The organism is Pseudomonas bohemica, from assembly GCF_002934685.1.
Lineage (GTDB): Bacteria > Pseudomonadota > Gammaproteobacteria > Pseudomonadales > Pseudomonadaceae > Aquipseudomonas > Aquipseudomonas bohemica.
In genome coordinates, this window is the sequence record NZ_NKHL01000113.1 from 53,144 (window position 1) to 73,058 (window position 19,915).

At 59.3% G+C, this 19,915-nt stretch carries 17 protein-coding genes; 13 read left to right on the forward strand and 4 right to left on the reverse strand.

Annotated elements, in window-relative coordinates; translation table 11 throughout:
- Positions 1-160: 160 nt before the first annotated feature.
- The 3 genes from CE491_RS18170 to rloA are packed head-to-tail and all read right to left on the reverse strand — an operon-like array spanning position 161 to position 3,232.
- Positions 161-1,129: an alpha-L-glutamate ligase-like protein gene (locus CE491_RS18170; protein ID WP_199885167.1), complete on the reverse strand. Its 969-nt coding sequence runs from the start codon at positions 1,127-1,129 to the stop codon at positions 161-163.
- Entirely contained in the window at positions 1,129-2,679 is a 1,551-nt protein-coding gene (gene rloB / locus CE491_RS18175; protein ID WP_110949835.1) for an osmotic stress tolerance membrane protein RloB, read from the reverse strand. The genes CE491_RS18170 and rloB overlap by 1 nt, the downstream gene beginning before the upstream one ends.
- Positions 2,680-2,683: 4 nt before the next feature.
- Positions 2,684-3,232 carry a retropepsin-like aspartic peptidase RloA gene (gene rloA / locus CE491_RS18180; protein ID WP_110949720.1) on the reverse strand — a complete coding sequence of 183 codons (549 nt, stop codon included), beginning with the start codon at positions 3,230-3,232 and terminating at the stop codon, positions 2,684-2,686.
- A 299-nt stretch (positions 3,233-3,531) separates the two neighbouring features.
- Here rloA and CE491_RS18185 point away from each other — a divergent pair, with 299 nt between their 5' ends.
- The 5 genes from CE491_RS18185 to prpF all read left to right on the forward strand — a co-directional run bounded on the left by CE491_RS18185 (position 3,532) and on the right by prpF (position 10,346).
- A complete protein-coding gene (locus CE491_RS18185) occupies positions 3,532-4,239 on the forward strand; it encodes a GntR family transcriptional regulator (protein ID WP_110949721.1) in 708 nt (235 codons plus the stop codon).
- The gene (gene prpB / locus CE491_RS18190; RefSeq protein WP_110949722.1) at positions 4,236-5,126 is read left to right on the forward strand and encodes a methylisocitrate lyase; all 891 of its coding nucleotides are present in this window, start codon (positions 4,236-4,238) and stop codon (positions 5,124-5,126) included. Before CE491_RS18185 ends, prpB begins: the two co-directional genes overlap by 4 nt.
- 164 nt (positions 5,127-5,290) lie before the next feature.
- On the forward strand, positions 5,291-6,418 hold the full coding sequence (gene prpC, locus CE491_RS18195; RefSeq protein WP_110949723.1) for a bifunctional 2-methylcitrate synthase/citrate synthase: 1,128 nt from the start codon (positions 5,291-5,293) through the stop codon (positions 6,416-6,418).
- Positions 6,419-6,501: 83 nt separating this feature from the next.
- Entirely contained in the window at positions 6,502-9,096 is a 2,595-nt protein-coding gene (gene acnD, locus CE491_RS18200; RefSeq protein ID WP_110949724.1) for a Fe/S-dependent 2-methylisocitrate dehydratase AcnD, read from the forward strand.
- A 59-nt stretch (positions 9,097-9,155) separates the two neighbouring features.
- Complete coding sequence (gene prpF, locus CE491_RS18205; protein WP_110949725.1) at positions 9,156-10,346, forward strand: 2-methylaconitate cis-trans isomerase PrpF; 1,191 nt, start codon at positions 9,156-9,158, stop codon at positions 10,344-10,346.
- Positions 10,347-10,485: 139 nt separating this feature from the next.
- Here prpF and ppsR read toward each other — a convergent pair whose 3' ends face one another.
- Complete coding sequence (ppsR, locus tag CE491_RS18210; protein WP_110949726.1) at positions 10,486-11,304, reverse strand: posphoenolpyruvate synthetase regulatory kinase/phosphorylase PpsR; 819 nt, start codon at positions 11,302-11,304, stop codon at positions 10,486-10,488.
- A 195-nt stretch (positions 11,305-11,499) separates the two neighbouring features.
- On the opposite strand from ppsR, the gene ppsA reads away from it, so the two are divergent.
- The 8 genes from ppsA (at position 11,500) to CE491_RS18250 (ending at position 19,802) form a co-directional block, all read left to right on the forward strand.
- Positions 11,500-13,875: a phosphoenolpyruvate synthase gene (gene ppsA / locus CE491_RS18215; protein ID WP_110949727.1), complete on the forward strand. Its 2,376-nt coding sequence runs from the start codon at positions 11,500-11,502 to the stop codon at positions 13,873-13,875.
- 164 nt (positions 13,876-14,039) lie between these two features.
- A complete protein-coding gene (locus CE491_RS18220) occupies positions 14,040-15,032 on the forward strand; it encodes an alpha/beta fold hydrolase (protein ID WP_110949728.1) in 993 nt (330 codons plus the stop codon).
- A gap of 238 nt (positions 15,033-15,270) precedes the next feature.
- Entirely contained in the window at positions 15,271-15,759 is a 489-nt protein-coding gene (gene rraA, locus CE491_RS18225; protein WP_110949729.1) for a ribonuclease E activity regulator RraA, read from the forward strand.
- A gap of 49 nt (positions 15,760-15,808) precedes the next feature.
- Complete coding sequence (locus CE491_RS18230) at positions 15,809-16,804, forward strand: zinc transporter ZntB (RefSeq protein WP_110949730.1); 996 nt, start codon at positions 15,809-15,811, stop codon at positions 16,802-16,804.
- Positions 16,805-16,890: 86 nt separating this feature from the next.
- On the forward strand, positions 16,891-17,154 hold the full coding sequence (locus tag CE491_RS18235; protein ID WP_110949731.1) for a CrfX protein: 264 nt from the start codon (positions 16,891-16,893) through the stop codon (positions 17,152-17,154).
- A 2-nt stretch (positions 17,155-17,156) separates the two neighbouring features.
- Positions 17,157-17,981, forward strand: coding sequence for a mechanosensitive ion channel family protein (locus tag CE491_RS18240; protein ID WP_110949732.1), 825 nt, complete (start codon positions 17,157-17,159; stop codon positions 17,979-17,981).
- 89 nt (positions 17,982-18,070) lie between these two features.
- Complete coding sequence (sigX, locus tag CE491_RS18245) at positions 18,071-18,661, forward strand: RNA polymerase sigma factor SigX (RefSeq protein WP_110949733.1); 591 nt, start codon at positions 18,071-18,073, stop codon at positions 18,659-18,661.
- A gap of 106 nt (positions 18,662-18,767) precedes the next feature.
- The gene (locus CE491_RS18250) at positions 18,768-19,802 is read left to right on the forward strand and encodes an OmpA family protein (protein ID WP_110949734.1); all 1,035 of its coding nucleotides are present in this window, start codon (positions 18,768-18,770) and stop codon (positions 19,800-19,802) included.
- The last annotated feature ends 113 nt before the right edge of the window (positions 19,803-19,915 follow it).

A 19,915-nucleotide genomic window follows, 5' to 3' on the forward strand; every position in this document is an offset into this window, starting at 1 on the left:
TGGTGCGCGGACGGCGATTGTAGTCTTCCGGTGACCTGACTCCTAGGGGTAGTGTCGGAATTGGTGCCGGGGCGCCGCTATTCTGCCGGCCCCTACCACAAGGGAACGGCAGCGCGAATCCCGGAGAAAATGGGTGCTCAATCGGGGCGCAAGAATCGGGTCAAACGTGGCCAAACAATCCCTGAACGAACTTCACCCGCTCATCCGGATCGTCATGACGGCCTTCGGCAGTCAGTTCTTCCAGGCGTTTCTCTACCGCCAGCGTGCGATGGGTCAGCCCGCAGTCGTTGGCAATCTGGATGTTAAGGCCGGGGCGGGCGTTGAGTTCGAGGATCAGCGGCCCGCGATCCTGATCCAGCACCATGTCCACGCCGATGTAGCCAAGGCCGCACAGCTCATAGCATTCGGCGGCCAGGCGCATGAAGCCGTTCCAGTTCGGCAGTTGTACGCCATCCACCGCGTTGGCGGTGTCGGGGTGTTTGCTGATGATGTTGTTAAGCCAGGTGCCGCGCAGTGTCAGCCCGGTCGCCAGGTCGACGCCGACGCCGATGGCGCCTTGGTGCAGGTTGGCCTTGCCGCCGGACTGGCGCGTGGGCAGGCGCAGCATCGCCATCACCGGGTAGCCCATCAGCACAATCACCCGAATGTCCGGGACACCTTCATAGCTGATGCTCTTGAAGATCGGGTCGGGCGTGACTCGGTATTCGATCAATGCGCGATCACGGTGACCACCCAGCGAATACAGGCCCGTGAGAATGCTGGAAATCTGATGCTCGATTTCCTCGTGGCTGATGATGCGTCCGGAAATCGTGCGAAATCGCTCTTCGAAACGATCGGCGATCACCAGAATGCCGTCACCCCCGGCGCCTTGCGCCGGTTTGATCACGAAATCGCTACGCCCACCAATGATCTCGTCGAGCTTCTCGATTTCCTTTTCGGTGGAAATGATTCCATACATCTGTGGCACATGAATGCCTGCAGCGATGGCGCGCTCCTTGGTGATGATCTTGTCATCGACGATGGGGTACAGGCTGCGCTTGTTGTACTTGAGCACGTAATCGGCGTTTCGCCGGTTAATGCCCATGATCCCCTTGGCTTCGAGCGCCTTCCAGGTTTTCCACCAGCCGATCATTTGACGTTTTCCCGTTCGGCGTCTTCCTTGAGGAAGGCCTTGAAACGGATCAGCTCGGTCAGGCGATAGCCGCGATAACGCCCCATCGCCAGCATGAAGCCCACCAGAATCAGCAGAATCGCCGGGAAGGTGAAGACGAAATAGATGAGCTCCGGCACGCTCATGATGATGTGTGCCAGGGAGGCCGCGAACAGCGTGCCGACGGCAACTTTCATCGCGTGACTGCCGCCGCGTTCTTCCCAGGTGATCGACAGGCGCTCGATGGTCATGGTCAGAATCACCATCGGGAACAGCGCCACGGACAGCCCGCGCTCCAATCCGAGCTTGTGACTGAACAGGCTGATGGCCGCGATCAGCACCACCACGAAGGTCAGCACCACCGACAGCCTCGGCAACATCTGCAGCTTCAGGTGTTCGAGATAGGAGCGCAGCGACAGACCCAGCGCCGTGATGATGGTGAACAGCACGATGCCGAAGCCGAGCTGGGTTTCGCGGAAGGCCAGGGCGATCAGTACCGGGGTGAAAGTCCCCAGGGTCTGCAAGCCGATCAGGTTGCGCAGGATCAGGATCACCAGCACTCCGATCGGGATCATCACCATGATCATGAAGGTCTGTTGAGTCTGCAGGGGCAGGCCGTACAGGGAATATTCGAGGAAGTCGGCATCGGTGCTTTCGTCAGTCAGCTTGGCCAGGCGGATGGCGTTCATCTCGCTGTTGTTCAGACTGAAGTTGACCGTAGCCTTCTTGCCACCTTCGACCGTGATCAGGTTGTCGTCGCCGACCCACCACAGCAGGCGATCCTGGGGCAGGCCAGCCTCGCCGGTTTCCGGATTGAAATACAGCCAGTCCTTGCCGTTGAAGCTGCGCAGCCAGAGTTCGGGCATCTGCGGCTGATCGGCAACCAGGCGGATGGTGTGAACCTTCTCCACCGGGACGTGGGCCACGGATAGCAGGATTTCAGTGATGCGGGCCTTGTTCTGCACCGACGTGTCGCCCGCCAGCAACAGCTTGACGTTGTCGTCACTCAGGTTGTTGACACGCCGAATGGCCTCGCTGACGAAGGTTTCGACATCGGCCGAATGTTGGCGAATCGGTGCGAGGAGGGCGTCGGCGGCGATTTTTTCCGGACCTTCGACGGCGATGCTGTCACGAAAGATCGGGCCTTTGACCTTGGCTTTTTCGCCGCTGTAGCGCTTGGTCAGTACCAGTCGGTAATACAGCGTCTGATTGCCGGTGGCGCGACGGGCTGACCAGGTGACCTTGCGGTTGCCATCGGCGCGGTTGACGTTCACGCCGTAATTGTTGGAGATGAAGCTTTCGTTGAGGCTGATGTAATCCCGCGAGAGCGGTGGTACGTACATCTGCACCTTGACCGAGTCTTTCGGGTTGGCGACGAACTCGACCTTGGCGTCGATATTCCACAGGTCGTCGGTTTCGTCTTCGGTCACCGGGATGCCGAGCACCAATATCTGATAGGCCGTGATCGCGATCCCCAGTGCCACCAGGGCCGTGATCAGGATTTTCAGATGGAGGGTAAGAGAGCGCATGTAATTACTCTGCGGTTTGAGCATCAGTGACGCAGGCCGGTTTGCCCGCTGCATATTTAAGGCTTGGGTCGACCAGCGCGTCGAAGTGCTTGAGGGCCTCGGAGCCAATCAAAAGCGGGTATTGGAAAGCACTTCGGTCGGTCAAGTTCACTTCTATGGTTCGCGAAGCGCTGCCCATGCACACGTCAAGGCTGATCACCGGCCGCGAGGTGTATTTCTTCTCATCGTCCGGGTCGACGTCGCCAGCACGACGCTTGATCTTGCTGACCCGCGCCAAGGGGCGTTCGATCGGGTGTTCGTGGGCATCGTCGATGGCGAGATAGAAGCGCACCCAGGATTCACCGTCGCGCTTGAAACGCTTGATGTCACGGGCGCTAAGGGAGGCGGTCTTCGCCCCGGTATCGAGTTTTGCCGCCACCTGCAGATCGATGCCTGCCAGTTCCGCGTACTCGTTCAAGCCGTAGACGGTCTTGCCCGCGGCCAGGCAGAGATTGCCGAGGAACAGGCCCGGCAGATACAGGCAGAAAAGAAAGAGTAAAGGATGGCGGCTCATAGGTCCTGGCGCGGTGGAGAGGAACAGGGAGCCGTTTTTGACGTCAGCTCGGGTTTTTGTTTGGCGCGGGCCGCAGCCAGCAGGGACATCCCTGGACCCCCTGTCACGGAGGTGGATGCGGTCGGCATTCTAGCATGAAGGCTTTGTGGCGCCAGCGAAGGGCGTCTCTGACAGTGGTTGTAGGAAACGTCCTCATGCTGGGTGGTTATTAGGAGATTGTCGACAGTATTGAAAATGTCTTTGACTAATTGGGGGGTATTTCGCTAAATTCGGCGTCATTCAATAAGAAGGTGTCAACAATGTTGGATGCCACCGAAGTCATCACCGCCGCTCCGGTAGATGCGGAAACGCTCTCGGAGAACGTATTTCGGCGCATACAGGCGGCGATCGTCCAAGGCGAGATTGCGCCCGGCAGCAAGATATCCGAACCGGAGCTTGCGCGAACTTACGGCATCAGTCGCGGCCCGCTGCGCGAGGCGATTCATCGTCTGGAAGGCCAGCGTCTGCTGGTGCGGGTGCCCCATGTCGGCGCTCGTGTAGTGTCGCTGAGCCATGCCGAGCTGGTTGAACTCTATGAGATCCGCGAATCTCTCGAGGGCATGGCTTGTCGTCTGGCCGCCGAGCGCATGACCGTCGCCGAGATCGATGATTTGCGCCATGTGCTGGAAACCCACGAGCGTGATCCTGCATTTCAGGCGGGGGTCGGCTACTACCAGCAGGAAGGCGACTTCGACTTCCACTACCGAATCATCCAGGGCGCGCGCAACAGCACGCTGACCCAGATGCTCTGCGGCGAGTTGTATCAGCTGGTGCGCATGTACCGCATTCAATTCTCCACCACGCCCAACCGGCCCCGCATGGCCTTCACTGAACACCACCGCATTCTCGATGCCATCGCCGACCGTGACGGCGAACTGGCCGAACTGTTGATGCGTCGCCATATCGGCGCGTCGAAACGCAACATCGAACAGCGCTACCAAGCTGCTACTGCCCGAGGTGAACAATGACTTCAAGAACGACTCCCGGCCAACGCTTCCGTGATGCGGTTGCCAGTGAACACCCGCTGCAAGTGGTTGGCGCGATCAACGCCAACCACGCCCTGCTCGCGCAACGTGCCGGTTTCAAGGCCATCTATCTATCCGGTGGCGGCGTGGCCGCTGGCTCCTTGGGGGTGCCGGATTTGGGGATCACCGGTCTGGATGACGTGTTGACCGACGTGCGCCGCATCACCGATGTCTGTGATCTGCCATTGCTGGTGGACGTAGACACCGGTTTCGGCGCTTCGGCGTTCAACGTGGCGCGCACTGTGAAGTCGATGATCAAGTTCGGCGCGGCGGCCATGCACATCGAGGATCAGGTCGGCGCCAAGCGTTGCGGTCATCGCCCAGGCAAGGAAATCGTTTCGCAGCAGGAGATGGTCGACCGCATCAAGGCGGCCGTGGATGCGCGCACCGACGACAGTTTCGTGATCATGGCGCGTACCGACGCGCTGGCGGTAGAAGGGCTGGAGTCGGCGCTGGATCGCGCAGCTGCATGCATCGAAGCGGGCGCCGACATGGTGTTCCCGGAAGCCATCACCGAACTTGAGATGTACAAGCTGTTCGCCTCGCGGGTGAAGGCGCCGATCCTGGCCAATATCACCGAATTCGGCTCGACACCGCTGTTCACCACCGATGAGCTGAAATCCGCGGAGGTGGCGCTGGTGCTGTATCCGCTGTCGGCCTTCCGCGCGATGAACAAGGCGGCGGAAAACGTCTACACCGCGATCCGCCGCGATGGCACGCAGAAGAATGTGGTCGACACCATGCAGACCCGCATGGAGTTGTACGAGCGCATTGATTACCACGCTTTCGAACAGAAACTGGATGCGTTGTTTGCCCAGAAGAAGGGCTGAAGACGCATCGTTGTAGGGGCGTGCTTGCCCGCGATCACCGTGCGTCAATCGCATTGGTGGCATGGCTGATCGCAATCGCGGACAAGCGCGCTCCTAAAAAAACGTGATGCGTACAGCGCACTGAATTGCCGATTCCCTGAAAAACTACAAGATTGGAGAGAGCAATGGCTGAAGGAAAAGTATTGAGTGGCGCTGGCCTGCGTGGCCAGGTTGCCGGACAGACTGCCCTGTCGACCGTTGGCCAGGCTGGTGCCGGGCTGACCTATCGTGGCTATGACGTGCGCGAACTGGCCGCCGATGCCCGTTTCGAAGAGGTTGCGTACCTGCTGCTGTACGGCGAGTTGCCGACCCAGGCGCAATTGGACACTTATCTGAAAAAACTCCAGGGCCTGCGCGACTTGCCGCAAGCCTTGAAAGAAGTGCTGGAGCGCATTCCCGCCGACGCGCATCCGATGGACGTGATGCGTACCGGCTGCTCAATGCTCGGCAACCTGGAGCCTGAAAATAACTTCGAGCAGCAACGCGATTCCACCGACCGCCTGCTGGCCGCGTTCCCGGCGATCATGTGCTACTGGTATCGCTTCAGTCACGATGGCAAGCGCATCGACTGCGTCACCGATGAAGTGTCCATCGGTGGCCACTTCCTCAAACTGTTGCTGGACAAGACGCCGAGCGAGCTGCATCGCAAGGTCATGGACGTTTCGCTGATCCTCTACGCAGAGCACGAATTCAACGCCTCGACCTTCACCGCGCGGGTCTGCGCCTCGACCCTGTCGGATCTGTTCTCCTGCATCACTGCCGCAATCGGCACTCTGCGTGGCCCGCTGCACGGTGGCGCCAACGAAGCGGCGATGGACATGATCGAGAAGTTCTCGTCGGCCGACGAGGCGGTCAAGGGCACCCTGGGCATGCTCGAGCGCAAGGACAAGATCATGGGCTTCGGCCACGCGATCTATAAGGACAACGATCCGCGCAATGAGGTGATCAAGGGCTGGTCGAAGAAGCTCGCTGACGAGGTCGGCGACAAGGTGCTGTTCCCGGTTTCCGAAGCCATCGACAAGACCATGTGGGAGCAGAAGAAGCTGTTCCCCAACGCCGATTTCTATCATGCGTCGGCGTACCACTTCATGGGCATTGCGACCAAGCTGTTCACGCCGATCTTCGTCTGCTCGCGCCTGACTGGCTGGGCGGCCCACGTCTTCGAACAGCGTGCCAACAACCGCATCATCCGTCCGAGCGCCGAATACATCGGCGTCGAACAGCGCAAGTTCGTGCCAATCGAACAACGCTGAATGGGTCGGGACGTCTGCACCGCGTTCAGTTCAGGCCCGGTGCAGGCCCCACCTTTTGAAACTACCGTGATCGAGTCCTGACAATGAACACTCAATACCGCAAATCACTGCCTGGCAGCGCACTGGATTACTTCGACGCCCGCGAAGCGGTCGATGCGATCAAGCCAGGCGCCTATGCAACGCTGCCGTATACCTCGCGGGTGCTGGCCGAAAACCTGGTGCGTCGTTGCGATCCGGCCACCCTCAAGGCGTCCCTGACGCAGCTGATCGAACGCAAGCGCGACCTGGATTTCCCCTGGTTCCCCGCTCGCGTGGTGTGCCACGACATTCTCGGCCAGACCGCGCTGGTGGACCTGGCCGGTCTGCGCGATGCCATTGCCGATATGGGCGGCGACCCGGCGCAGGTCAATCCCGTGGTGCCGGTGCAACTGATCGTCGACCATTCGCTGGCCGTGGAATGCGGCGGTTATGACCCGGATGCATTCAACAAGAACCGCGCCATCGAAGACCGTCGTAACGAAGACCGGTTTCACTTCATCAACTGGACCAAGCAGGCGTTCAAGAACGTCGAAGTGATTCCGCCGGGCAACGGCATCATGCACCAGATCAATCTGGAGCGAATGTCGCCGGTGATCCAGACCCTCAATGGCGTGGCGTTCCCCGATACCCTGGTCGGCACTGACAGCCATACCCCCCATGTCGATGCGCTGGGCGTGATCGCCATCGGTGTCGGCGGGCTGGAAGCGGAGAATGTCATGCTCGGCCGCGCTTCGTGGATGCGCCTGCCGGACATCATCGGTGTTGAACTGAGTGGACGTCCGCAGCCAGGCATCACCGCGACCGACGTGGTACTGGCGCTGACCGAGTTCCTGCGTAAACAGAAGGTGGTCGGTGCATGGCTGGAGTTCTACGGCGCAGGCGCAACCGCGCTGACCCTGGGCGATCGCGCCACTATTTCCAACATGGCCCCGGAATACGGCGCCACGGCGGCGATGTTCGCCATCGACCAACAGACCATCGATTACCTGACCCTCACCGGTCGCGATGACCAGCAGGTCAAACTGGTGGAAACCTTCGCCAGACACACCGGCCTGTGGGCCGATACGCTGTCGACGGCCGAATACGAGCGTGTGCTCAGCTTCGATCTGTCGAGCGTCGTGCGCAACATGGCAGGCCCGTCCAACCCGCATGCGCGGGTGGCCACCTCCGATCTCGCGGCCAAAGGCATCGCCAGCGCCTGGGAAGAAACCCCCGGCCTGATGCCCGATGGCGCGGTCATCATCGCGGCGATCACCAGTTGCACCAACACCAGCAACCCGCGCAACGTAATTGCCGCGGGCTTGCTCGCACGCAACGCCAACAAACTGGGCCTGACCCGTAAACCCTGGGTCAAATCCTCGCTGGCTCCGGGCTCCAAGACCGTCGCGTTGTATCTGGACGAAGCCGGGCTGACTGATGAGCTGGAGCAATTGGGCTTCGGCGTTGTGGCGTTTGCCTGCACCACCTGCAACGGAATGTCCGGCGCGCTGGATCCGGTGATCCAGCAGGAAATCATCGACCGCGATCTGTACGCGACGGCGGTGCTGTCAGGTAACCGCAACTTTGACGGGCGTATCCATCCCTACGCCAAACAGGCCTTTCTCGCCTCGCCGCCGTTGGTGGTCGCCTACGCCATCGCGGGCACGATCCGCTTCGACATCGAGAAAGATGTGCTGGGCATCGGCGCCAACGGTGAAGAGATTCGCCTGAAGGACATCTGGCCAAGCGACGAGGAAATCGACGCAGTGGTCAAGGCCTCGGTCAAGCCGGAGCAGTTCCGTCAGGTGTACATCCCAATGTTTGCCATCCATGAGGACACCGGCCCGAAAGTCGAGCCGCTGTACAACTGGCGTCCGGCGAGCACCTACATTCGTCGTCCACCGTACTGGGAAGGCGCGTTGGCTGGCGAGCGGACCCTCAAGGGTATGCGCCCGCTGGCGGTGCTGCCGGACAACATCACCACCGATCACCTGTCTCCTTCCAACGCCATCATGCTCGACAGCGCGGCGGGCGAATATCTGGCACGGATGGGCCTGCCGGAAGAGGATTTCAACTCCTACGCCACCCACCGGGGCGACTACCTGACGGCGCAGCGTGCGACTTTCGCCAACCCGAAACTGTTCAACGAGATGGTTCAGGAGAACGGCAAGGTCAAGCAGGGTTCGCTGGCGCGGATCGAGCCCGAAGGGCAGGTCACACGCATGTGGGAGGCCATCGAAACCTACATGGATCGCAAACAGCCGCTGATCATCGTCGCCGGTGCCGATTACGGTCAGGGTTCGTCCCGTGACTGGGCGGCCAAGGGCGTGCGTCTGGCGGGCGTCGAGGCCATCGTCGCCGAAGGGTTCGAGCGCATCCACCGTACCAACCTGGTGGGCATGGGCGTATTGCCGCTGGAGTTCAAGCCCGGCACCAACCGCACCACACTGGGCATCGACGGCACCGAAACTTTCGACGTGATCGGCGAACGTACGCCACGGGCTACCCTGACGCTGGTCATTCAGCGCAAAAACGGCGAGCGCGTGGACGTGCCGGTTACCTGCCGTCTGGACACGGGCGAAGAGGTTTCGATCTACGAAGCCGGCGGCGTGCTGCAGCGCTTTGCCCAGGACTTCCTGGAATCCTCCGCCGTGGCTTGAGGCTTGGCGGCGCTACGGACACGTGGCGCCAGCTTCTTATATAGAAGGAAAACGAACTGATGGCTCATACAGCGCAAATCAGGATTCCCGCGACTTACATGCGCGGCGGCACCAGCAAAGGGGTGTTCTTTCGCTTGCAGGACCTGCCCGAAGCCGCGCAAGTGCCCGGCCCGGTGCGTGATTCCCTGCTGCTACGGGTCATCGGCAGTCCTGACCCTTACGCAAAACAGATCGATGGCATGGGAGGCGCGACGTCGAGCACCAGCAAAACGGTGATTCTGTCGAAGAGCATCAAGGCCGATCACGACGTCGACTACCTGTTCGGCCAGGTGTCCATCGACAAGCCTTTCGTGGACTGGAGCGGCAACTGCGGCAACCTTTCAGCGGCGGTCGGGCCATTCGCGATCAGCAACGGGCTGGTGGACGCCAGCCGGATTCCCGAGGACGGCGTGGCGGTGATCAGGATCTGGCAGGCCAACATCGGCAAGACCATCATCGCTCATGTGCCGATCACCCATGGAGAGGTCCAGGAGACCGGTGACTTCGAACTGGACGGAGTCACCTTTTCAGCGGCGGAGGTTCAGCTGGAGTTCATGGATCCGGCAGCCGAAGAAGAAGGCGCCGGTGGCTCGATGTTCCCTACCGGCAATCTGGTGGACGATCTGGAAGTGCCCGGGGTCGGCACCTTCAAGGCGACCATGATCAACGCCGGCATCCCGACGATTTTCGTCAATGCCAGCGACATCGGTTACACCGGCACCGAATTGCAGGACGCCATCAACGGCGATCCGAAAGCGTTAAACATGTTCGAAACCATTCGGGCGTACGGCGCGGTGCGCATGGGCTTGATCGACAATGTCGACGAGGCTGCCAAACGCCAGCACACGCCGAAAGTCGCATTCGTCGCGGCGCCCGCGGAGTACGTGTCTTCCAGTGGCAAGCGGGTCGCGATCGATGACGCCGACCTGCTGGTTCGCGCCATGTCCATGGGCAAGCTGCATCATGCAATGATGGGGACCGCAGCGGTGGCGATTGGCACCGCGGCTGCGATTCCGGGAACCCTGGTGAACCTGGCGGCTGGTGGCGGCAAGCGCAGCGCCGTGCGTTTCGGCCATCCTTCGGGAACCCTGCGTGTGGGGGCTGACGCGGTGATCGTCGACGGCGAATGGCAAGTGAAGAAAGCCATCATGAGCCGCAGTGCACGGGTGTTGATGGAAGGCTGGGTGCGGGTGCCGGGGGATAGTTTCTGATCGTCTGACCAGCGCCTGATTTGCGCCGACATCAAATCCTGTAGGAGCCGGCTTGCTGGCGAACCGGGTGTGTCAGGTACCTCTGAATTGCCTGGCCTGACGCGTTCGCCAGCACGCCGGCTCCTACAGTGGTGCGGCGCTACTTGAAGCGCCGCTCAACCCCTTTTTCCACCAACACTTTCGCCGAGATTTCCTCGACCGAGAAATGGGTGGAATTGATGTTGGGAATGTTCTCGCGGCGGAACAGGTTTTCCACTTCGCGCACTTCGAATTCGCATTGGGCGAAACTCGAATAGCGGCTGTTGGGCTTACGTTCGTGGCGAATCGCGGTCAGCCGATCCGGGTCAATGGTCAGGCCGAACAGCTTGTTGCGATGCTGTTTGAGCGCAGGTGGCAGTTGCAGGCGCTCCATGTCGTCTTCGGTGAGCGGATAGTTGGCTGCGCGAATGCCGAATTGCATCGCCATGTATAGACAGGTAGGCGTCTTCCCGCAACGCGAGACACCCACCAGAATGATGTCGGCCTTGTCGTAATAATGGGTCCGTGCGCCGTCGTCGTTATCCAGCGCGAAGTTCACCGCCTCGATGCGCTCCATGTAGTTGGAGCTGTGACCGATGGAGTGCGATTTGCCCACCGAGTAGGAGGAGTGTGAACTAAGCTCCTGCTCGAGGGGGGCCAGGAAGGTCGAAAAGATGTCGATCATGAAGCCGTCGGAGGTCGCCAGAATCTCGCGGATGTCCTGATTGACGATGGTGTCGAAGATGATCGGGCGTACCTCGTCCTTCTCGGCAGCCTTATTGATTTGCGCAACCATGGCCCGCGCTTTCTCGACGCTGTCGATGTAGGGCCTCGTGAACTTGTTGAACGTAATGTTTTCAAACTGCGCTAGCAGGCTCTGGCCCAGGGTTTCGGCAGTGATGCCGGTGCCGTCGGAGATAAAGAAAGCGGATCGTTTCATTTGCGCCTTAGGCCTTAAGCTGGTGACGATTCTTGGATATCATAGGCGCGCTTGCGGGCCTAGACGTGCCGCATTCTAACGAGTTTTACGCGTCAGACTTCAAGATCCAGACCACGAGCGCGCAGAATCCGTTTTTCCTGTGGTTCCAGCGCCAAAGCTTTTCCCAACAACAAATCGGTTAGTGGAGAGATCACCTTGGTAGAGTACGTAGTTTCCCTCGATAAGCTCGGCGTCCATGATGTGGAGCACGTGGGGGGCAAGAACGCATCCCTCGGCGAGATGATCAGCAACCTGGCGGGCGCCGGCGTTTCCGTCCCCGGTGGCTTCGCCACTACAGCTCAGGCCTATCGTGATTTTCTTGAGCAAAGTGGTCTGAATGATCAGATTCACAAGGCACTCGATGCTCTGGATGTCGACGACGTCAACGCGCTGGCCAAGACCGGCGCGCAGATCCGTCAGTGGATCATGGAGGCTGAATTCCCCGAGAAACTCAACGCTGAAATCCGTACCGCCTTCGCCGAATTGTCGGCGGGCAATCCGGACATCGCCGTTGCCGTGCGTTCTTCGGCCACCGCTGAAGACCTTCCAGACGCATCCTTCGCCGGTCAGCAGGAGACCTTCCTGAACATTCGTGGCGTGGAAAACGTGATCCGGGCAGCGAAAGAAGTGTTCGCCTCGCTGTTCAACGACCGCGCCATTTCCTACCGCGTACACCAGGGTTTCGACCACAAGCTGGTGGCGCTGTCCGCTGGCGTACAGCGCATGGTGCGCTCCGAAACCGGTACCGCCGGGGTGATGTTCACCCTGGACACCGAATCCGGTTTCCGTGACGTGGTGTTCATCACCGGCGCCTACGGCCTGGGCGAGACCGTCGTGCAGGGTGCGGTCAACCCGGATGAATTCTATGTTCACAAGAACACGCTTGAAGCCGGTCGCCCGGCGATCCTGCGCCGCAACCTGGGCAGCAAGGCGATCAAGATGATTTACGGCGACGAGGCCAAGGCCGGGAAATCGGTCAAGGTCATCGATGTCGACGCTGCCGACCGCTCGCGCTTCTGCCTGAGCGACGAAGAAGTCAGTAACCTGGCGCGTCAGGCGATGATCATCGAAAAGCACTACAAGTGCCCGATGGACATCGAATGGGCCAAGGACGGTGACGACGGCAAGCTGTACATCGTTCAGGCCCGTCCTGAAACCGTGAAGAGCCGTTCCTCGGCCAACGTCATGGAACGCTACCTGCTCAAGGAGAAGGGCACCGTTCTGGCTGAAGGTCGCGCCATCGGCCAGCGCATTGGCGCCGGCAAGGTGCGGATCATCAAGGACGTGTCCGAAATGGACAAGGTTCAGGCAGGCGACGTGCTGGTTTCCGACATGACCGATCCGGACTGGGAACCGGTCATGAAGCGCGCCAGCGCCATCGTCACCAACCGTGGCGGTCGCACCTGCCACGCGGCGATCATCGCCCGCGAGCTGGGTATCCCGGCCGTTGTGGGTTGCGGCAACGCCACCGAGCTGCTCAAGGACGGCCAGGGCGTGACCGTTTCCTGCGCCGAGGGCGACACCGGCTATATCTTCGAAGGCGAACTGGGTTTCGACATCAAGCAGAACTCCGTCGATGCCATGCCGGAACTGCCATTCAAGATCATGATGAACGTCGGCAACCCCGACCGCGCGTTCGATTTCGCCCAGCTGCCCAACGCCGGTATTGGCCTGGCGCGTCTGGAATTCATCATCAACCGCATGATCGGCGTGCACCCCAAGGCGCTGCTGAACTACCCGAACCTGCCGCTGGATATCAAGGAAAGCGTCGACAAGCGCATCGCCGGTTATGACGATCCGGTCGGTTTCTACGTCGAGAAGCTGGTTGAAGGCATCAGCACCCTGGCGGCGGCGTTCTCGCCGAAGAAGGTCATCGTGCGTCTGTCGGACTTCAAGTCCAACGAATACGCCAACCTGATCGGCGGCAAACTGTACGAGCCGGAAGAGGAAAACCCGATGCTGGGCTTCCGTGGGGCTTCGCGTTACATCAGCGAAAACTTCCGCGACTGCTTTGAACTGGAGTGCCGCGCGCTCAAGCGTGTACGCAACGAGATGGGCCTGACCAACGTCGAGATCATGGTGCCGTTCGTGCGCACCCTGGGCGAGGCGAGTCAGGTGGTCGACTTGCTGGCTGAAAACGGTCTGGCTCGCGGCGAGAACGGTCTGCGCGTGATCATGATGTGCGAGCTGCCATCCAACGCCTTGCTGGCGGACGAATTCCTCGAATTCTTCGACGGCTTCTCCATCGGCTCCAACGACCTGACTCAGCTGACCCTGGGTCTGGATCGTGATTCCGGCATCATTGCGCACCTGTTCGACGAGCGTAACCCTGCGGTCAAAAAGCTGCTGTCCAACGCCATTCAAGCCTGCAACAAGGCTGGCAAGTACATCGGTATCTGCGGTCAGGGCCCGTCCGATCACCCGGATCTGGCGCGCTGGCTGATGGAGCAGGGCATTGAAAGCGTTTCGCTGAACCCTGATTCGGTACTGGAAACCTGGTTCTTCCTGTCCGAAGAAGACGCTCCAAAATGATGTAAGATGCCGGCCCGTTTCAGCGGGCCGGTCTCAAGAGAAGGGCGGTCTTGTTGAGTCCGCCCTTTTTTTGCGACTTTTTCCGTCTGCAAGGTTCAGCGCCGGGGCAGCCACGCCGTGCTATCTCTGGCGATGCGCCATTTTTTGAGTCAAGCAAGAGCAATATGCAAAGCAGCAGCCATCTATTTCCTGTGGCCCTGATCAGCGCCGAGCGACGTGGCGATCTGATCGAGGACGTTTACCGTCTCAAACCCGGCAACAGCCTGGACTTCACCGTCGAGTTGGCCGTGACCCGGCTGGGTCTGGTAGCGACTCCCGATGTGCGTGGCGTCCCGGTGATTCTTCTGCACGGCAGCTTTTCCAATCGACGTTTCTGGTATTCCCCGAAAGGCATCGGCCTGGGCGCCTATCTGGCTCGCGCCGGCTTCGACGTCTGGATCCCGGAAATGCGTGGGCACGGTCTCTCAGCGCGCAACGAAGCCTATCGGCATAACCGCGTGGCGGATTACGCCCGTTACGATTTGCCAGCCATTGCCGCGTTCGTTTTCGAGCAGAGTGGACAGGCGCCGCACTGGATCGGACACTCCCTGGGTGGCACGACGCTGGCAGCAGCTTTGGGCGGCCATTACCTCGCCGCCACGCACGCCGCATCGGTGGCGCTGTTTGGCAGTCAGGTCACCCGCAGCTACTGGCTGCTCAAGGTGCCGCCGCTGACCTGGAGCACCCGCCTGTTGCTCAAGCGTTTCGAGCACCTGTCCGGCTCTCGCTTCAAACGTGGCCCCGAAGATGAGCCGATGGGTGTGATTCTGGAAAGCATGCGCTGGCACGGGCTGTTCGGCCGTTTTGGTGACAAGAAGGAAGACTGGTGGTCGGGGCTGAAACATGTCGATGTGCCAACCCTGTGCGTCGCGGCCGTCGGCGATCATCAGGATCCAGAGTGGGCCTGTCGTGAGTTGTTCGAACAGTTCGGCTCGTTAGATAAGGAGTTTCTCCTTCTGGGCCGCGAGCAGGGTTTCACCGAAGACTTCGGGCATGTGCAGATGTTGGTCAGCAAGGCTGCACAGGCGCAGGTGTGGCCTCGGATGGCAGACTGGCTGAATCGGCGAGTAGCGGCCCAACAGACTGAATTAACGCTGAACAGGTTGGCAACTTCCTGACCCGCGGCCTGCCGGGCATTCCTATAAAAGTCTTCAGCCGCTAAGCTACCTCCAGTTGAGTGGCAATGACTGACATTGAAGTACGATCGGGTAGCGTGCAGCACTCGTCGGTCAGGATTTTGTTCTATATAAAGGAAGCATTGTGATGGCCGGCGCGGTCAGACAAGCGTGCCATCGGGATCTGCCGCGAGCCGATTCAATCCTTGTTAAACGATGCCTTTAAAGACAGGAGCACCCCATGCACTACATCACTCCGGATTTGTGCGACGCCTACCCTGAGCGGGTTCAGGTGGTCGAGCCGATGTTCAGCAACTTTGGTGGTCGCGACTCCTTCGGGGGACAGATCGTCACCCTCAAGTGCTTCGAAGACAATTCGCTAGTCCGCGAGCAGTCCGAGCAGGATGGCAAGGGCAAGGTGCTGGTCGTCGATGGTGGTGGCTCGCTGCGCCGCGCATTGCTGGGGGACCTGTTGGCAGAGAAAGCCGCGAAGAATGGCTGGGAAGGCATGGTCATCTATGGATGCGTGCGTGATGTCGATGTCCTGGCGCAGACCGATCTCGGTGTCCAGGCATTGGCCAGTCACCCGCTCAAGACCGACAAGCGCGGGCTTGGCGATCTGAACGTGGTGGTGAGTTTCGGCGGCGTGACGTTCCGCCCCGGGGAATATGTGTATGCCGACAACAACGGCATCATCGTCTCGCCAAGCCCTTTGAAGATGCCGGACTGACTGGCCGTTTCGTTTATTGATGCCAGGTAGCAGGACCGCAAGGACTCGAATGTTCGACGAAGAAAACGCGCAGTGGGGGCTGGTGCATGCCCTTGTGCTTGACGGCAAAGGCGGGGCGCGTTCAATAGCTCGGACCGAACTCGATAGCCTGCAGCTGGAGCCATACGAAAGCGTATGGCTACACTGGGATCGCAGCCATCCGCAGACGCAGACGTGGTTGCGCAACGCAAGCGGCCTCAGTCAATTCGTCTGCGACCTGATGCTCGAAGAGAACACCCGGCCACGGCTGTTGCCCTTGCCGGATAACGAACTGCTGTTGTTTTTACGGGGCGTGAACCTCAATCCCGGTGCCGAGCCTGAGGACATGGTCTCGGTACGCATCTTCGCCGCGGCCCAGCAGGTGATCTCGTTGCGCCTTCGCTCGCTGCGCGCCACGGACGAGTTGATTGAACTGCTCAAGCAGGGCAAGGGGCCCAGGGCCGCCTCCGAGTTGCTGGTTTACCTGGCGCAACTGCTCACCGACAAGGTGCAGGCGGTCGTCAGCGAGCTGACCGAACTCGTCGATGACATGGAAGAACGGATAGATGCCGACGAACGGTATATGCCCGAACACGGCAACATGGTGCACATCCGCAGAAGGGCAGCGGGGATGCGCCGATTCCTCGCGCCGCAGCGGGAAATCTACGCGCAATTGACCCGCAGCAAGATGCCTTGGTTCGTCGAGGACGATGCTGATTACTGGAACGAGTTGAACAACAGTCTGACGCGTTATCTGGAAGAGCTGGAACTGACCCGAGAGCGCGTTGGGCTGGTGCTTGAGGCCGAAGACAGACGCCTCAACGAGCGGATGAACCGGACCATGTACCGCTTCGGGATCATCACCGGGATCTTCCTGCCGATGAGCTTCCTGACCGGCCTTTTGGGCATCAATGTCGGGGGGATTCCGGGGTCGGATAATCCCCACGGTTTTCTGCTGGCGTGCGGTTTGATGATCGTCGTCGCACTGGGGCAAATGTGGCTGTTCAAGCGTCTGCGATGGGTGTGATGGAAAAAAAAACACATTGAGCAGCGTGCATTTTGTGACTCATGCGAAATTGCTTGCGTCTTTCAGTGACAATACGTGAGGTGCCCATGCACGACCCGTTTGAAGAATCACTGCGCGACATGCTCAATTCTTCGTCCGCCAGCCGGGACGACGATGCTGTGCTGGGCCGCGTCTTGAAGACCGCGAACCGCCAGGTTGGTGCGGGCGATTTGTTCGGTCTGCTCGGCCGTTGCACACAGGCATTGATGATCGCCGTGAACAACGGTTCGGCTCACGTTTCACCTGTTTCCCGTCGCAAGGCGACGATTGCCGGCAGAACATTTTTCGGCGCCCAAGACAAGGCTGATTGAATATGGAATTGGATCTCTGGACACAGAGCCTGGTCACTGCAATGACTGCGTTGTGGACCAAAGTCGCGAACTTCATCCCGAATCTGTTCGGCGCTCTGGTGGTTGTTCTTTTGGGTTTCGTGGTTGCCAAACTGCTCGATACCCTGCTGTCCAAGCTGTTGGCAAAACTGGGTTTGGATCGCCTGATGGGCGGCACCGGCCTGACCAAACTGATCAGTCGCGCAGGCGTCCAGGTGCCGATTTCGACACTGATCGGAAAGATCGTGTATTGGTTCGTACTCTTGATTTTCCTGGTGTCGGCGGCAGAATCCCTCGGCCTCGAGCGGGTCTCGGCGACACTGGACATGCTGGCGCTATATTTGCCGAAGGTGTTCGGTGCGGCACTGGTGCTGCTGGTAGGCGTTTTGCTGGCACAGCTGGTCCACGGTATCGTCCGTGGCGCAGCCGAAGGTGTCGGCCTGGATTACGCTGCGGGGCTTGGGCGTATCGCCCAGTGGCTGGTCATCATCATCAGCATTTCGGTGGCGATCAGTCAGCTGGAGGTGAAAACCGACCTGCTGAACCATGTTATCGTGATCGGATTGATTACCGTTGGTCTGGCCGTTGCGTTGGCAATGGGGCTGGGAAGTCGCGAAATCGCGAGCCAGATACTGGCAGGAATTTATGTACGGGAGTTGTACCAGGTAGGGCAACAAGTGCGTGTTGGAGAGGTCGAAGGGCAGATCGAAGAGATTGGCACGGTGAAAACCACCCTGCTGACCGATGAAGGGGAATTGGTCTCGTTGTCGAACCGAATCCTTCTCGAGCAGCGAGTGAGCAGCCGCTGAACCGGCAAATCTGCTAATGTATGCCGCCGCAAAATCCCGGAGAACCGGGGCTGTGGCGGACATTTACCTGACTGTCGGCACGACCTGTTTTGAATAAACCCCAACCGCTCTCACTGCGTTACGACCCCCGCGAGCTCTCCGATGAGGAGTTGGTTGCGCGCTCGCATGCCGAGTTGTTTCATGTGACTCGCGCGTACGAAGAGCTGATGCGTCGCTACCAGCGGACACTTTTTAACGTCTGCGCACGATATTTAGGGAACGATCGCGATGCTGACGATGTCTGTCAGGAGGTGATGCTTAAGGTCTTGTATGGATTGAAGAATTTCGAGGGAAAATCGAAATTCAAAACCTGGCTCTACAGCATCACATACAACGAATGTATTACGCAGTACAGAAAGGAGCGTCGCAAGCGTCGGTTGATGGACGCTTTGAGTCTCGACCCACTCGAGGAAGCGTCTGAAGACAAGACGCCGAAACCAGAAGAAAAGGGCGGGCTCGATCGCTGGCTGGTGCATGTGAACCCGATTGACCGGGAGATTCTGGTGCTGCGATTCGTGGCAGAGCTGGAATTTCAGGAGATCGCAGACATAATGCATATGGGCCTGAGTGCGACGAAAATGCGGTACAAACGGGCACTTGATAAATTACGTGAGAAATTTGCAGGCGTTACCGAAACTTAACTCGGCGCAAATATCTCTAACGGGCAGGCAAGTTCTGATAGACTTGCCGATGAGTTGTCCTCCGATAAGGGGACTGCTTTACAATCACCAGATGGGGATTTAACGGATGAAACTGAAAAACACCTTGGGCTTGGCCATTGGTACTATTGTTGCCGCAACTTCGTTCGGCGCTCTGGCACAAGGCCAAGGCGCAGTCGAAATCGAAGGCTTCGCCAAGAAAGAACAGTTCGACAGCGCTCGTAATTTCAAAAATGACGGCAACCTGTTCGGCGGTTCTGTTGGCTACTTCCTGACCGACGACGTTGAATTGCGTCTGGGCTACGACGAAGTGCACAACGTTCGCAGCGACGACAGCAAGAACATCAAGGGCGCTAACACCGCTCTGGACGCTCTGTACCACTTCAACAATCCGGGCGACATGCTGCGTCCGTACGTCTCGGCTGGTTTCTCCGATCAAAGCATCGGTCAGAATGGCAGCGGTGGTCGTAACCGTTCCACCTTCGCCAACATCGGCGGCGGCGCCAAGCTGTACTTCACTGACAACTTCTACGCCCGTGCTGGCGTTGAAGCTCAGTACAACATCGACCAGGGTGACACCGAGTGGGCGCCTAGCGTCGGTATCGGCGTAAACTTCGGTGGCGGTTCGAAGAAAGTTGAAGCAGCACCAGCTCCAGTAGCTGAAGTGTGCTCCGACAGCGACAACGACGGCGTTTGCGACAACGTCGACAAGTGCCCTGACACCCCGGCCAACGTTACCGTTGACGCCAATGGTTGCCCGGCTGTTGCTGAAGTCGTACGTGTTGAGCTGGACGTGAAATTCGACTTCGACAAGTCGGTCGTCAAGCCAAACAGCTACGGCGACATCAAGAACCTGGCTGACTTCATGAAGCAGTACCCACAAACCACCACCACTGTTGAAGGTCACACTGACTCCGTCGGTCCTGACGCTTACAACCAGAAACTGTCCGAGCGTCGTGCAAACGCCGTTAAACAAGTTCTGGTTAACCAGTACGGTGTTGGCGCTGACCGCGTGAACTCGGTTGGCTACGGCGAATCCCGTCCAGTTGCTGACAACGCAACCGAGGCTGGCCGCGCTGTTAACCGTCGCGTAGAAGCACAAGTCGAAGCTCAAGCTAAGTAATTAGCCCGCGCTTTGCAGAAGAACCCGGCCTCGGCCGGGTTTTTCTTTTTCCACTTTCCTAAAAAATCCGCAGATGGCGCTGATGTATCCAGCTTGATACCGAATTATTGCGT